The organism is Nocardioides zeicaulis, from assembly GCF_042432345.1.
GTDB classification, from domain to species: Bacteria; Actinomycetota; Actinomycetes; order Propionibacteriales; family Nocardioidaceae; genus Nocardioides; species Nocardioides zeicaulis.
On sequence record NZ_JBHLXH010000001.1, the window covers coordinates 2,777,852 to 2,792,803 of the forward strand.

The 14,952-nt window shown below is 72.8% G+C and carries 11 protein-coding genes; 5 read left to right on the forward strand and 6 right to left on the reverse strand.

Annotated elements, in window-relative coordinates:
* From ACFFJG_RS13630 to ACFFJG_RS13640, 3 genes are all read right to left on the reverse strand, one after another.
* Positions 1-701, reverse strand: a 701-nt coding sequence (locus ACFFJG_RS13630) for a phosphoglyceromutase (RefSeq protein WP_378519268.1), incomplete at its 3' end; no start/stop codon positions are given.
* Complete coding sequence (locus tag ACFFJG_RS13635) at positions 698-1,246, reverse strand: hypothetical protein (protein ID WP_378519269.1); 549 nt, start codon at positions 1,244-1,246, stop codon at positions 698-700. The genes ACFFJG_RS13635 and ACFFJG_RS13630, both read right to left, overlap by 4 nt.
* Positions 1,247-1,267: 21 nt before the next feature.
* A complete protein-coding gene (locus ACFFJG_RS13640) occupies positions 1,268-1,966 on the reverse strand; it encodes a UbiA family prenyltransferase (protein WP_378519270.1) in 699 nt (232 codons plus the stop codon).
* 157 nt (positions 1,967-2,123) lie between these two features.
* On the opposite strand from ACFFJG_RS13640, the gene ACFFJG_RS13645 reads away from it, so the two are divergent.
* Positions 2,124-2,609 carry a CarD family transcriptional regulator gene (locus ACFFJG_RS13645; RefSeq protein ID WP_121141777.1) on the forward strand — a complete coding sequence of 162 codons (486 nt, stop codon included), beginning with the start codon at positions 2,124-2,126 and terminating at the stop codon, positions 2,607-2,609.
* A 185-nt stretch (positions 2,610-2,794) separates the two neighbouring features.
* A complete protein-coding gene (locus tag ACFFJG_RS13650) occupies positions 2,795-3,193 on the forward strand; it encodes a 2-C-methyl-D-erythritol 4-phosphate cytidylyltransferase (RefSeq protein ID WP_378519499.1) in 399 nt (132 codons plus the stop codon).
* Here the strand turns inward: ACFFJG_RS13650 and ACFFJG_RS13655 are convergent.
* Both ACFFJG_RS13655 and ispF read right to left on the reverse strand, forming a co-directional pair.
* A complete protein-coding gene (locus ACFFJG_RS13655) occupies positions 3,174-3,866 on the reverse strand; it encodes an IspD/TarI family cytidylyltransferase (RefSeq protein WP_378519271.1) in 693 nt (230 codons plus the stop codon). The genes ACFFJG_RS13650 and ACFFJG_RS13655 overlap by 20 nt on opposite strands.
* Entirely contained in the window at positions 3,866-4,366 is a 501-nt protein-coding gene (gene ispF, locus ACFFJG_RS13660) for a 2-C-methyl-D-erythritol 2,4-cyclodiphosphate synthase (protein ID WP_378519272.1), read from the reverse strand. The genes ACFFJG_RS13655 and ispF overlap by 1 nt, the downstream gene beginning before the upstream one ends.
* A 37-nt stretch (positions 4,367-4,403) precedes the next feature.
* On the opposite strand from ispF, the gene ACFFJG_RS13665 reads away from it, so the two are divergent.
* A complete protein-coding gene (locus ACFFJG_RS13665; RefSeq protein WP_378519273.1) occupies positions 4,404-5,921 on the forward strand; it encodes a molybdopterin-dependent oxidoreductase in 1,518 nt (505 codons plus the stop codon).
* Between the two features lie 16 nt (positions 5,922-5,937).
* Here the strand turns inward: ACFFJG_RS13665 and ACFFJG_RS13670 are convergent, their stop codons facing one another.
* Complete coding sequence (locus ACFFJG_RS13670; protein WP_378519274.1) at positions 5,938-7,176, reverse strand: C39 family peptidase; 1,239 nt, start codon at positions 7,174-7,176, stop codon at positions 5,938-5,940.
* A 203-nt stretch (positions 7,177-7,379) separates the two neighbouring features.
* Here ACFFJG_RS13670 and ACFFJG_RS13675 point away from each other — a divergent pair, with 203 nt between their 5' ends.
* Together ACFFJG_RS13675 and cysS are read left to right on the forward strand one after the other, a co-directional pair.
* Positions 7,380-13,418, forward strand: coding sequence for an ExeM/NucH family extracellular endonuclease (locus ACFFJG_RS13675; RefSeq protein ID WP_378519275.1), 6,039 nt, complete (start codon positions 7,380-7,382; stop codon positions 13,416-13,418).
* Between the two features lie 118 nt (positions 13,419-13,536).
* Positions 13,537-14,952, forward strand: coding sequence for a cysteine--tRNA ligase (cysS, locus tag ACFFJG_RS13680; protein ID WP_378519276.1), 1,416 nt, complete (start codon positions 13,537-13,539; stop codon positions 14,950-14,952).

Below are 14,952 nucleotides of genomic sequence, written 5' to 3' on the forward strand. Positions count from 1 at the left end.
GCCTCGGGGTCGAGGTACTCGCCGCCGGCCACGGTGGGCCGCAGGTCGTCGTCGAGGCGGTAGACCAGCGGCATGCCGGTGGGGATGTTGAGCCCGGCGATGTCCTCGTCGCTGATCTGGTCGAGGTGCTTGACCAGCGCCCGGAGGCTGTTGCCGTGGGCGGCCACCAGCACCGTCCGACCGGACTGCAGGTCGGGGACGATCTCGGACTCCCAGTAGGGCAGGAAGCGCGCGATGACGTCCTTGAGGCACTCGGTGCGCGGCATGTCGTCGCCGAGGTCGGCGTAGCGCGGGTCGTCGGCCTGCGAGAACTCGTCGGTGTCGTCGAGCGGCGGCGGCGGGACGTCGAACGAGCGGCGCCAGAGCATGAACTGCTCCTCGCCGTACTGGTCGAGCGTCTGCTTCTTGTCCTTGCCCTGGAGGGCGCCGTAGTGGCGCTCGTTGAGCCGCCACGAGCGCCTGACCGGGATCCAGTGGCGGTCGGCAGCGTCGAGCGCGAGCGCGGCGGTGTTGATCGCGCGGCGCTGCAGCGAGGTGTGCACGACATCGGGCAGCACGCCCGACTCGCGCAGCAGCCGGCCCCCGTGGACCGCCTCGCCGCGACCCTTCTCGGTCAGCGCGACGTCCACCCAGCCGGTGAACAGGTTCTTGGCGTTCCACTCGCTCTCGCCGTGGCGGAGCAGGACCAGCGTGTGGGTCATGAGGCGTCGTCCTCAGTGGTGGTGTCAGTGGTGGTGTCGGTGGTGTCGGTGGTGGTGTCGGTGGTGGTGTCGGTGGAGCCGGAGGCGTCCATGCCCTCCCAGTAGCCGAAGTCGTCGCGCACGACCGGCACCTGCATCATCACGCGGTCGCCGTTGCCGAAGTCGATCGTCAGCGGGACGAAGTCGCCGGCGGCGAAGTCACCGGTGAGCACGATGGCGGCGGGCGGGTCGGCCAGGTTGACCAGGCCGCCGGGCGCGATCTGCACCGGCTCGAAGTCGGAGGAGGAGATGGTGGCGCCGTCGTCGCCGGAGACGGCGGTGAAGGTCTGCTCGGTCTCGGTGTCGTTGTTCGCCAGCGACGCGACGAACGTGCCCGAGCCCTCCTGGGCCGACACGACGACCGCGGACAGCACGTCGACGTCGCCCTCGCGGTTGTTGACCCCACCGGCCACGGTGTAGTCGCGTTCGGTGGCGTAGTCGAAGCCGCACGAGGAGAGCGCGAACGCCAGCACCGCTGCGCCGGCCGCGAGGTGTCGAAGCTGCATGGCGCACAGCCTAGCGTCGGCTCAGGCCAGTCCGACCGTCTGCCCCGCGATGAGGACGGCGACCGCCAGCAGCCCCGTCACGACCGAGGTCGTGAGCAGCAGCCGGGGAGTGCCGGTGCGCAGCGCCAGCACCATCGGCAGGGACCGCTCGCCCTCCTCGTGGTCGTCCACCAGGCCGGGCAGCGCGAGCAGGACGTGGACCGCGAGCCCGAGGGCGGCGGCGAGCCCTGTCATCACCGCGGTCGGCGGCGTGGAGGTGCCGACCCCGCCCCACCCGCCGTAGGCGAGGAACGCGGGGTAGAGCGCGAAGCTGACGACCCAGGGCACGAAGGAGAGAGGACGCGCGTGCAGGAGCCGGTCGCCGACCGCAGCCACGGCGAGGGAGGCGAGGTAGGCCAGCGCGGCGCTGCGGCCGTTGGCGACCGCGAGCGGCACGACCAGCAGCACGCCGCAGGCCACCGCGAACCAGACCGTGCCCGGGTCCACGAGCCCGGCCGGCAGTGGACGCCCCGGGCGACGCCGGGCGTCGCGGTCGCGGCCGGCGAGGTCGTCGAGCCAGCCGAGCACGGCCTGCCCGACCAGCACCGTCGCGCCCACCAGCGCCACCTCCCGCAGCGGGCGCCCGGCGACGGCGGCACCCGCCGCCAGCACAGTCGCCGTGCCCACCGCCTGCCGGGGGTGCGCGGCGCGGAGGAGGGGCAGCGCGGGGGCACTCGGCATGGACGGAGTATGGACCAGACGGTCCCCCGGGAGCCTCGCGCACCACAGGAACAGGCGATCTGTCAAGCCCGGAAGTGGCCTCTGACCTGCGGAAACGCGAACAGAGGACCATTCGAACCCGTGTTAGAATGGTCACCTAGGAAGGGGAACTGAACATATGACTTTCACCGTCGGCGAAACGGTCGTCTATCCCAATCACGGGGCCGCAGTCATCGAGGACATCGAGATGCGGAAGATCAAGGGGGAGGACCGCCAGTACCTCGTCCTCAGGATCGTCGCCCAGCAGGACCTGGTCGTGCGGGTCCCGGCCTGCAACCTGGACCTCGTCGGAGTCCGCGACGTCGTCGACAAGGAGGGCCTCGACCGCGTGTTCGACGTCCTCCGTGCCGCCCACGTCGAGGAGCCGACCAACTGGTCGCGACGCTACAAGGCCAACCTCGAGAAGCTGCACTCCGGCGACGTCATGAAGGTGTCGGAGGTCGTGCGCGACCTGTGGCGCCGCGAGCGCGACCGCGGCCTCTCGGCCGGCGAGAAGCGGATGCTCGCCAAGGCCCGCCAGATCCTCGTCTCCGAGCTCGCGCTCGCCGAGAAGACCAACGAGGACAAGGCCGAGGCCATGCTCGACGAGGTGCTCGCCTCCTGAGCGGCGACGACCTCGACCGAGGCCCCTGGGACGACGTTCCCCGGGGCCTCGGTCTCGTTCTGGACGAGGACCGCGGCTCCCTGCCGTACGCCCTCCTGCACGGCGAGGCGCTCGTCGCCTGCGCCGCCTGGGCGCTGGGCGAGGCGGAGGTCGACCTGGTCGACGCCAGCGTCGCGTGGGACGACATCGCCGGCTCGGGCCGCGACCTGGTGCTCCACGACGCGCTCTGCCCGATGACGCCCACCTCCTTCCTCACCGACTGCCTCGACCACGCGCGTGCCACCGGCCGCCCCGTGGTGGGTGTCCGGCCGGTGACCGACACGGTCAAGACGGTCGCCGACGGCCTCGTCGGCGCCACCCTCGACCGCGACGACCTGCACGCGGTCACCTCGCCGCTCGTCGTCCCTGCGGCGGTGCTCGCACACCTGGCGCAGCGACCGTCGACCGACCTGGCCCGGGCCGTCGCCGACCTCACCGCCGCGGGTCAGCGGGTCGAGGTGCTCCCGGCGCCGCCCGAGGGTCGCCGCGTCTCCGGGCCCGACGACGTCAGGCTGCTCGAGGCGCTCACCACCATGGCGCGGTGAGCCCGGCGAGCTCGTCGGCGAGCGCGACGTCCTCCGGGAAGGTCACCTTGAGGTTCGTGGCGCTGCCGGGGACCGCCGCCACGTCCACCGCGCGGTAGGTCGCCACGCAGGCGGCGGTGTCGGTGCCCTCGAAGCCGTCGCGGTCGGCGTCGGCGTAGGCCGCCAGCACGTCCGCGGCGCGGAAGGCCTGGGGCGTCTGCACCCCGCCGACCTGCTCCGTGACGGGGGAGAGGTCGGCGTGCAGCAGGTGCGTCACCGGCACGACCGGGATGGCGCCGCCGACCTCGCGCGCAGCCGCGACCACGTCGCTCCAGAGCGCGGCACCCGCGAGCGGACGTGCGCCGTCGTGCACGACCACGACGTCGACCTCACCCGCCCGGACGTCGTCGGCGAGGACCCGGATCGCCGCCCACTCGGACGCGTGCCGGGTCGCGCCACCGTCGACGACGAGCACCTCGCGCTCCCCGAGGTGGGGCGCGACCGCCTCCGCCACGGCCTCGCGGTCCTGCGGGCGCACCACCAGCACCACCCGTCGTACGTCGTCGAGCGCCAGCGCCTCGCGCAGCGACCAGACCAGCACCGGCACGCCGCGCAGCGGCAGGAGCACCTTGTTGACCTCCGCGCCGACGCGGCTGCCCGAGCCCGCGCCGAGGACGACGACGGCGACCGGCATCAGGCGGGCACCACCAGGGCGGTGGCGATCGCGGCCACGCCCTCGCCGCGGCCGGTGAGGCCGAGGCCGTCGGTGGTCGTGGCCGACAGGCTCACCGGTGCCCCGACCGCCTCGGTCAGCGCGGCCACCGCCTCGCCGCGGCGCGGACCGAGCCGCGGGACGTTGCCGACCACCTGGACCGCGACGTTGCCGATCTCGAAGCCGGCCGCGCGCACCCGGCGGGCGGCCTCGCCGAGCAGGGTGGCGCCCGATGCACCGGCCCACTCGGGCTCCGACGTCCCGAAGTGCGTGCCGAGGTCGCCGATGCCGGCGGCCGAGAACAGGGCGTCGCACAGCGCGTGGGCGGCGACGTCGGCGTCGGAGTGGCCGTCCAGCCCGGCGGGCTCGTCGGGCCAGTGGAGGCCCGCCAGGTGCATCGGGACCCCGGCCACGAGGCGGTGGACGTCGGTGCCGATGCCGGTGCGGGGGAGGGGCGCGGAGGCGCCGGTGGAGGACGTCACGTCGGCATCATGCCCGAGCACGGGACACAATGGAGCCGTGACCACTCGTCGCCCGCCCTGGGCGCTGGCCGGTGTCCTCGCCGGCTGCGCGGGCCTCGCCACCAGCTACGCGACCGCGATGGTGCTGACCATCCGCGAGTCGCCGCTCGTCGCCGTCGCCGAGCTCGTCATCCGGCTGACCCCCGGGTCGCTCGCCGAGCGTGCCATCTCGGTCCTGGGCCACCTCGACAAGCCCTTCCTCGTCGCCGTCATCCTGCTGCTCCTCCTCGCCCTCTTCGCGTGGGCCGGGAGGCTCGCCGCCCGGGGCTGGTGGCAGCCGACGCTCGTCTGGCTGGCCCTGGCCGCCGCGGGGCTCGGCGCGGTCGCCGCCCAGCGCGGAGCGGGGGTCGTCGACGCCGTGCCGGTGCTGGTGGGGCTGATGACCTGGATCGCCGTGCACTCGGCGCTGATCGACGCGCTGCGTCGCGAGCAGCGCCGGCCCGAGCTGGAGTCGCGCGAGCGGCGGGTGTTCGTCATGGTCGCCGGCGTCGTCGCCGTCGCCAGCGTGGGGATCGCCGTCGCGGGCCGCTTCGTCGGTGCCGGTCGCCGTCACGTCGAGGCCAGCCGCCGGCTCCTGCGGATCCCGGGCGTGACCCGGCGCGAGCCCCCGGCCGCAACGTCGATCGGCGTGGCCGGCGTGGCGACGTGGCAGACGCCCAACGAGGACTTCTACCTGATCGACACGACCATCGCGAAGCCCACCATCGAGCCCGACGAGTGGTCGCTGCGCATCCACGGCATGGTGGAGCGCGAGCTGGTCCTCAGCTACTCCGACCTCGTCGCGCGCCGGATGACCGAGTCGTGGATCACCCTCAGCTGCGTGAGCAACGAGGTCGGGGGCGGGCTGGTCGGCAACGCACGCTGGAGCGGCGTGCGCCTCGCCGACCTCCTGGCAGGCCTGGGCGTCGACCCGGCTGCCGACTGCGTCCTGCAGACCTCCCACGACGGGTGGACGTGCGCGACGCCCATCGAGGCGCTGACCGACGACCGCGACGCGATGCTGGCCGTGGCGATGAACGGGCGCCCGCTGCCGATCGAGCACGGCTTCCCGGTGCGCACCGTCGTGCCCGGGCTCTACGGCTACGTCTCGGCCACCAAGTGGGTCGTCGACCTCGAGGTGAGCACCTTCGCCGACTCGATGGGCTACTGGACCGACAAGGGCTGGTCCGAGCTCGGCCCGGTCAAGATCGCCTCCCGCATCGACGTCCCCCGCTCGGGCGACGACGTCGAGGCCGGCCAGGTGACGTTCGGCGGTGTCGCCTGGCACCAGCACACGGGCGTCGAGGCCGTCGAGGTGCAGGTCGACGGCGGCTCGTGGCAGCGCGCCCGGCTCGCCGCGACGCCGTCGGTCGACACGTGGGTGCAGTGGGCCGTCGACGTCGACGTCGCCGAGGGCGACCACGAGGTCCGGGTGCGGGCGATCGGCAAGGACGGCCAGACCCAGACCAGCGTCGTGCGCGCGCCGGACCCCGACGGCGCGACCGGCCTGCACACGATCGGGATCCGCGCCTCCTGAGGTCGGCGCGGCCCGCTCAGCCGTTGCGGATGACGTAGGCCGTGCCGCCGCTCGCCGCGATCCAGACCCGCTCGAGCTGGGCGCGGTCGTAGACCCGCCGCACCTGTGCGTCGTCGGCGCCGGCCGGGTCGTTGACCACGACGTCGCCGTCGGCCTCGAAGCCGACGATGACGAGGAGGTGACCGTTGCTGGCCGAGATCGGCGCGCCGGTGAGCTCGCCCCTCGCGAAGGCGACGGACACCACCAGCGGCACGCCGGCGGCGATGTAGTCCTCGGCCTCACGCAGGTCGCGCAGCCGGGTGACGTAGGAGTCGCCGGCGACGAGGGTCGCGGCGTAGGCGGTGTTGAAGGCCCAGTTGCCGGTCCCGTCGTAGCCGTGGTCGTAGACCATCTTCGCGGTGTGGTCGACGACCGCGTCGGCGTGGCCGGGCGTGATGCCGGTCGGCGTCGGGGCCACGCCGTAGTAGCCGAGCACCATGGCGGTGGAGGTGGCCGAGCACCACGCCTCGCCGCCGCCGCCCCACTGCGGGTAGTGGCCGGTGTGCACCATCTGCGACAGCGTCGGCACCGGCAGGACGGTGCCGGCGGCCGGACCGGGCGTGGAGGTGGGGCGCGGGGTGGAGGCGTCGACCGACGCCACCGCGCCGACGCGCTCGAGGCCGACCGCCTGGCTGCCGCCGCGGGGGCGCAGCAGGGTCACCCGCACCTGCCACGACGTGACGGACGTGCTGGCGACCCACGTGTCGACGTTGACCGCTCCGAGGTCGTCGGCCTGGCCGGAGTACGTCGTCCGCGGCACCGGGCGGTTGCCGGTCGACCAGTCCGCCACGGTGTCCCACGAGCCGGTGGTCCCGGCGGCCGTGCGCCCGCGCACCTCGACCCGCACCATGCTGCGCCCGGGCGTCGTCGCCTCCCAGCTCGGCACCAGCTGGGTGGCGCCGAACGGCAGGTCGGCCCACGGCGAGGTCCAGGTCCCGGCGTCGAAGGAGCGACCTGCGACCGTGCGCGGCCTCGGGTCCTGCAGGGTGACCTGTCCGCGACCGAGCTTCAGTCCGCGACGCTGGCCCGCCTTGAGGTCGCGGTAGGTGCTCCACGAGGTGAGCTGCACCTGCGGCGTCGCCCGCCGCGCGGCCGCGGCGGCCGGGGTGTCGGCCGCACCGGAGGCCTGGGCGGCCGGGACCGTCGTGCCGGCGAGGGCGAGGGCGAGGGGCGCGGTGAGGAGCAGGGGCAGGAGCCGGGAAGGGGGTCGGAGCACCGGTCGACGGTACCCCGAGAAGTCCCATGCGTCCCGCGAGTCACAGATGTCACCGGACTAGGGCGAATGTTCACCAATTTGAGGGATGAGTTCATGGGGTGGGATGTGCCACATGTCTGACAGGACACCTAGCGTGTGCTCCGGTCGCCACCCCCACGTTCGGCGGCCCCTGACCAAGGGACACACAGAACTTGTCTGCACGCATGCCCGGACGGGCCACCAGCTTCGCTTCCCTCGTGGCCCTGGTGGCCACGCCGTTGGCTCTTGGGCTGAGTGCCCCGGCCAGCGCCGTGCCCAGCACAGGACTGGTCATCACCGAGGTCTTCGGTGGGAACAGCGCCACCAACCTCTACAACCAGGACTTCGTCGAGATCTACAACCCGACGTCCGCAGCGATCTCACTGGACGGGAAGTCGGTCCAGTACCGGTCCGCGACCGGCACCGCGGCCCCCAGCGGGGTCACTGCCCTCACCGGCTCTGTCCCCGCTGGCAGCTACTTCCTCATCGGGATGGCCGCCACGGCCGGAGGCACGTCCCTGCCGGTGACTCCCGACGCCACCAGCAGCATCAACCTCAGCGGCACGACCGGCACCGTCATCCTCGCCAACAAGGCGACGGCCCTGACGGCCACCGAGCTCCCCGCCGGGGATGTCGCGACCAACGGCGCGACCAACGTCATCGACCTGCTGGGCTACGGGGGGTCGAACACCTTCGAGGGCGCCGTGCGCGCCGGCGCGCCGACCAACACCGCGACGGCGATCCGCACCCAGAACGACACCGACAACAACGCCAACGACTTCACGGGGTCGAGCAGCGCGCTGCCGCCGTCCCCGACGAACAAGGCGGCTTCGTCGACCCCTCTCGCCGCCACCGACCCCGGTGACAGGACGCTCTACGTCACCAAGGCGATGGCCCCCATCGCCCTGCAGGCCACGGGCGGGACCGCGCCGTACTCGTGGACGGCCTCGGGGACGCCGGACGGCATCTCGGTCAGCGCCGCCGGTGTCGTCTCCGGCACCCCGACCACGCTCGGCACCTCCACCGTGACCGCGACCGTCACCGACAGCGCCTCGGCGACCGCGACCACCCAGTTCGACCTCGTGGTGTCGGAGATCCCGGTCCGACCGCTCAAGACCATCCCCGAGATCCAGGGAGAGGGCGCCACCTCGCCGCTCGACGGCCAGGACGTGGCCGTCACGGGCGCCGTCACCGCGCGCTACCCCGACGGCGGCATCAACGGCTTCGTGATCCAGACCCCGGGCTACGACCCGGAGGACGACGCGACGCCCCAGGCCTCCGACGCCGTCTTCGTCTACGCCGGCGGCACGGTCGGCTACACGCTGCCCGCCATCGGTGACGTCGTCACCATCGCGAGCGGTCGCGTCAGCGAGTTCAACGGCGCCACCCAGGTCACGGTGACCAACGGTGACTTCGTCACCAGCCAGCCCGCCACCGCCGAGCAGGCGGTCACCCCGGGCACCGTCGTCCCCGGCACGGACTGCGCCCAGGGCAGCTGCCCCAGCGGCGCCGAGCTCGACGCCCTGCGGGAGGCCCACGAGTTCGAGTCCTTCCTGCCGTCCGGCACGCACACCGTCACCGACTCCTACAGCGGCGGTGTCGGCTCGTCGTCGATGCGCGGCGAGTTCGAGGTCGCGATGCGCTCGGACGAGCCGCTCTACATCGCCCTCGACCGGGTCCGTCCCACCGAGACCGCGCAGATCGCGGCCATCAACGCGTTCAACGACGCGCACGGCGTCGTCCTCGACGACGGCGCGACGGTGACCTACACCGCCACCACCGCCTACCCGTGGCTGACGCTGACCAACACCGTCCGCGGCGGCGCCCACGCCACCTTCGTGAAGCCGGTCGTCCTCGACTACCGGTTCAACAGCTGGCGCCTCCAGCCCTCCAGCCGGATCCAGCCGGGCAACGACGGCAGCGGCCAGGTGGCCTTCGAGCAGGACCGTCCGGCGGCGCCCGACGACGTCCTCGGCGCTCAGGGCAACCTCAAGATCGCCACGTTCAACATGCTCAACTACTTCGTCCACCCCGTGGACCAGTGGGTCGCGACCGGCGGCGACGCCTACCCGGGCACGAACCGCACCTGCACGACCTACAAGGACCGCAACGGCGTCCCGCTCACGGCCAACACCTGCACCTGGCGCGACCCGCGCACGCAGCCCCCGGGCGCCCTGCCCGACATCGGCCCGCGTGGCGCCGCGACCAGCGAGAGCCTCAGCCGCCAGCAGGTCAAGGAGGTCGCGGCGATCAACACGATGAACGCCGACGTGATGAGCCTCGAGGAGGTCGAGAACCCGGTCAAGCTGGGCTACTCCGACCGTGACGCGGCCCTGAAGGTGCTCGTCGCCGCGCTGAACGCCGACTGGGACGCCACGCACCCCGGCCAGGACCCGCAGACCCTCGGCAAGCGCTGGGCCTACGTGCCCACCCCGCGTGCGGAAGCGCAGCCGACGATCCAGGAGCAGGACGCGATCCGCTCCGCGTTCATCTACAACCCGCGGGTGGTCGAGACCGTCGGTCGCTCGGAGATCCTCGTGAACTCCCCGCCGTTCCGCAACGCGCGCGAGCCGCTCGCCCAGGGCTTCAAGCACGTCGGCGGCACCCACGACGACGCGTTCCTCGTGATCGTCAACCACTTCAAGTCCAAGGGCGGTCCCGACGACCCGTCGACCATCGCCGGCACGGACAACGAGGACACGGGCAACGGCGCCGGCTCCTACAACGGCGACCGGATCCGCCAGGCCAGGGCGCTCGACGCCTTCGCCGACGCGCTCGTGGAGGACAAGGGCATCGCGTCGGTCTTCATGACCGGTGACTACAACTCGTACTCGCAGGAGGACCCGATCACCACGCTCGAGGGCCTGGGCTGGAACCCCCTCGACGCCGACAACGGCGAGACCAGCTACTTCTACGGTGGCCTCGCCGGCTCGCTCGACCACGTCTTCGCCAACGACGCGGCCCTCGGCCTCGTCGAGGGCGCCACGATCTGGCCGATCAACGCCAACGAGCCGATCTACTACGAGTACTCCCGCTACAACTACAACGTCACGCCGCTCTACGACCAGACCGCCTTCCGGTCCTCCGACCACAACCCGGAGATCATCGGGATCACGGCGCCGGTCTCCGCGGCTCCCCCCGCGGTCGACACGGTCCAGGTCCTGGCCTCGAACGACTTCCACGGTCGCCTGCTCGACGACCCGGGCAGCGCGTCGGCGGGTGCCGCCGCGATGGCCGGCGCCGTCAAGGGCCTGCGGGCGGAGAACCCCGACACGACCTTCGTGATGGCCGGCGACATCGTCGGCGCCTCGACGTTCGAGTCGTTCATCCAGGACGACAAGCCGACGATCGACGCGATGAACGAGGCCGGCCTCGAGGTGTCCGCAGCGGGCAACCACGAGTTCGACCAGGGCTACGACGACCTGATGGACCGCATCATGTCGGCCGACGACCCCGAGGGCGGCGCCGACTGGCCCTACCTCGCGGCCAACGTCCGCGACGCCGACGGCGACTACGCCCTGGGGTCGGAGCGGACCGACGGCAACTTCGCCCACGCCAACGGCGCCACCTGGTGGAAGAGCTTCGACGACCTCGACGGTGGCGCGGGCATCCGCGTCGGCTTCGTCGGCGCGGTCACCGAGGACCTGCCCTCCCTGGTCTCGCCCGACGCCATCCGCGGCCTGGCCATCACCAGCGTCGTCGAGGAGGTCAACGCCGCCGCGGCCGACCTGAAGGAGGACGGGTGCGGCGGCCAGCCGTGCGACCTGGTGGTCGAGCTGGTCCACGAGGGCGCCCCGAGCCCGAGCTGCGCCACCATCGGCAGCGACACCGACAGCACCTTCGGGCGGATCGTCCACGAGACCAGCGACGACGTCGACGCGATCATCTCCGGGCACACCCACCTGAAGTACAACTGCAAGGTCCCGGTCGCCGGCAAGGCGCTCGAGCGCCCGGTCGTCTCGGCCGGCCAGTACGGCTCGTACCTCAACCAGCTGCAGTTCGACTTCGAGCCCGGCACGGACACCCTGGTGGGCATCCGCCAGCACGTGCTGGCGATGAAGGACTACGACGAGGACGCCGCCACGAAGGCGGTCGTCGACGCCGCCGTCGTCGTCGCGAACGACAAGGGCTCGGTCGAGCTCGGCCGGGTCGAGGCGCCGTTCAAGCGCGCTCGCCGGGTCGACCCGGCCAGCGGCGTCGTGGAGAACCGCGGCGGTGAGTCCACCCTGGGCAACCTGGTCGCGGAGATGCAGCGCGAGGAGACCGGCGCCGACATCGGCGTGATGAACCCCGGTGGCCTGCGCGACGACCTGGTCGGCACCGCCGACGGTCCCGGTCCGGTCACCTACCGCGAGGCGGCCAACGTCCAGCCGTTCGCCAACACCCTGGTGACGGTCGACCTGACCGGCGCCCAGCTCAAGCTGCTCCTCGAGCAGCAGTGGCAGCGCGACCCCGACGGCAACATCCCGTCGCGGCCGTTCCTGCGGCTCGGCACCTCGAAGGGCTTCACCTGGACCGAGGACGCCACCCGGAGCGAGGGCAACCGCATCACCGGCATGTGGCTCGACGGCGCCGCCGTCGACCCCACGGCCACCTACACCGTGTCGGCCAACAGCTTCATCGCCTCCGGAGGCGACAACTTCCGGGCGCTGACGCTGGGCACGGGACGCCAGGACACCGGCAAGACCGACCTGCAGGCGACCGTGGACTACCTGGCCGCCCACGCGTCGTCGGAGCCGCTCGCGGTCGACTACGCGCAGCACGGCGTGGGCGCCCGGGCCCCCGCCGGACCGTTCGCCCCCGGTGACACCGTCACCGTCCCGGTCGACTCCCTGTCGATGACCGGCGGCGGCACCTCGGCCGACATCACCGACGAGGTCGACACCCAGGTGACGGTCTCGCTGGGCGGCGCCGACCTCGGCACCGCCCCGGTCACCTCCACCCTGCCCACCACGCCGTACGACGTGCCGGGCGCGGCGACCGTCAGCTTCACGCTGCCGGCCGGCCTCCCCGCGGGCACGCAGTGGTTCACCCTCACCGGTGCCACCACCGGCACGGTCGCCCACCTCCCCGTCACCGTGGCGGCGGCGACCTCCACCGTGACCGGCACGGCCGACCCGATCACCTGGGGCCAGGCCGGCTCCGTCGCGGTGACGGTCACGCCCGGCACGGCGACGGGCACGGTCGAGCTCTACGACGGCGCCACCAGGGTCGGGCAGGGCACGGTCGTCGGCGGCACCGGCACGATCACGGTGGGCGCCCGGACGCTGGGCGTGGGCAGCCACACGCTGACGCTCCAGTACCTCGGCGACGCAGCCCACGCGGCCAGCACGGGCACCGTCACGGTCCAGGTGGTCCCGGCGACCTCGACCACGACCGCCACGGCCACCCCGGCCTCGGTGGTCCAGGACAGCGGCACCAGCTCGATCGCCGTCGCCGTCACCGGCACCGGCGTCGTCCCGACCGGCCAGGTGAGCGCCTGGCTCGACGGCGCGCAGCTGGCCACCGCCACCCTGGTCGACGGCCAGGCCACCCTCGCGGTCGGCCCGTTCGCCGCGGTCGGGTCGAAGGCCGTCGAGGTCCGCTACGCAGGATCGACGGACGTCACCGCCTCGTCCAGCACCGTGTCGATCACGGTGACGGCGAAGCCCGTCCCGCAGCCGACCGCCACCACGGTCACCGGCACCGACACCTCGGTGCAGTGGGCCAGGGCCGGCGCGGTCGCGGTCTCCGTGGCCCCGTCCGCGGCGACCGGCACCGTCGAGCTCTACGACGGCGCCACCCGGATCGGCACGGCCACCGTCGCGGGCGGCTCGGCCCGCGTGGCGCTGGCCCCGCGGTCGCTCGAGGTCGGTCGCCACGTGCTCGTGGTGAAGTACCTCGGCTCGGCGTCGTACGCCCCCTCGCAGGGGACGGTGACCGTCACGGTCACGAAGGCGAAGCCGAAGGTGAAGGTCGAGCGCCCCGACCGGATCGACGCGGGCGACAAGGCCAGGATCGCGGTCGACGTCGTCGGTGACGGCTACCGCGCCACCGGCAAGGTCGAGATCGTGCTCGAGCAGGGCAAGCGGGAGATCACGGTCCGCACGTCCCTGGACGGCGGGTCCGCCGTGGCCCGCGTCGCTGTCGGCAAGCCCGGCACGTGGAAGGTCACCGTCACCTACCTCGGCGACGAGCACACCCTCCGCGGCGAGGACACCACCACGCTGAAGGTCCGCCGCTGACCGACGGCACTGCACGAGCAGGACGTCCCGGGTCGCCCACGCGGCCCGGGACGTCGTGCGTCCCGGGGTCCCCGCCGCGAAGCGGGGAGTTCGGCGGGGGGCCACTAGGATCGACCGGGTGACACTCCGGCTCCATGACACCGCCACGCGCGAGACGCGCGACTTCGTCCCCCTCGTCCCGGGCCGGGCCGGCATCTACGTCTGTGGTCTCACCGTCCAGTCCGAGCCGCACGTCGGCCACGTCCGGTCGGCGGTCAACTTCGACGTCCTGCGCCGCTGGCTCACCGCCACCGGGCACGAGGTCGACTTCATCCGCAACGTCACCGACATCGACGACAAGATCCTCAAGAAGTCCGCCGAGCAGGGCGTCCACTGGTACGCCCTCGCGGCGTCGATGAAGCGCGCGCTCGACAGCGCGCTGGCCTCGATCAACGTCCTCCCGCCGACCTACGAGCCGGGCGCCACCGGCCACGTGCCCGAGATCGTCGAGCTCATCGAGCAGCTCGTCGCCCGCGGTCACGCGTACGCCGCCGACGACGGCAGCGGCGACGTCTACTTCGACGTGCGCAGCTGGCCCGCCTACGGCGAGCTGACCCGCCAGAAGGTCGAGGACATGGAGCCGGCCGGCGACGCCGATCCGCGCGGCAAGCGCGACCCGCGCGACTTCGCGCTGTGGAAGGGCTGGAAGAAGGAGTTCGAGCCGGGCACCGCGTCGTGGCCCTCGCCGTGGGGCCCGGGGCGTCCGGGCTGGCACATCGAGTGCTCGGCGATGGCCGGGAAGTACCTCGGCCCCGCCTTCGACATCCACGGAGGCGGCGTCGACCTGCGCTTCCCGCACCACGAGAACGAGCAGGCCCAGTCCCGCGCCGCCGGGCGGCCCTTCGCGTCCTACTGGCTGCACAACGCCTGGATCACCACGGCGGGCGAGAAGATGAGCAAGTCGCTCGGCAACTCGCTGCTCGTGCCCTCGGTGCTGGAGCGGGTCCGCGGCGTCGAGCTGCGCTACTACATGGTCGCGGCCCACTACCGCTCGCACGTGGAGTTCAGCTTCGAGGCGCTCGAGGAGGCCGCCAAGGCCTACCGGCGCATCGAGGACTTCCTCGACCGCGCGGCACCGGTCGTCGGCTCCTGGTTCGCCTCGATGCCCGACGCGTTCGTCGCCGCGATGGACGACGACCTCGGCACCCCGGCTGCCGTCGCGGTGATCCACGACGCGGTCCGCGAGGGCAACCGGCTGCTGGCCGAGGGGCCGTCCGAGGCGCTGGGGCAGAAGTTCGGCGAGGTCATCGCCATGCTCGACGTGCTGGGCCTCAACCCCGCCGACGAGGCGTGGCGCACGACCGGCGGCGACGACCGGCTGACCGCCGTCGTCGACGCGCTGGTGCAGGGCCTCCTGGCGGACCGCACCGCGGCGCGCGAGGCGAAGGACTGGGCGCGTGCGGACGCGATCCGGGATCAGATCAAGGCGGCCGGCGTGGAGGTCGAGGACACCCCGACCGGCCCGAAGTGGACCCTCGGGTCCGGGAGCGTGTGA

Excerpts from the sequence above, each read along its gene's own strand:
- ACFFJG_RS13635 (WP_378519269.1), bottom strand. The coding sequence starts at position 1,246 with ATGCAGCTTCGACACCTCGCGGCCGGCGCAGCGGTGCTGGCGTTCGCG.
- ACFFJG_RS13655 (WP_378519271.1), bottom strand. The coding sequence starts at position 3,866 with ATGCCGGTCGCCGTCGTCGTCCTCGGCGCGGGCTCGGGCAGCCGCGTC.
- ACFFJG_RS13675 (WP_378519275.1), top strand. The coding sequence starts at position 7,380 with ATGCCCGGACGGGCCACCAGCTTCGCTTCCCTCGTGGCCCTGGTGGCC.
- ACFFJG_RS13645 (WP_121141777.1), top strand. The coding sequence starts at position 2,124 with ATGACTTTCACCGTCGGCGAAACGGTCGTCTATCCCAATCACGGGGCC.
- ACFFJG_RS13640 (WP_378519270.1), bottom strand. The coding sequence starts at position 1,966 with ATGCCGAGTGCCCCCGCGCTGCCCCTCCTCCGCGCCGCGCACCCCCGG.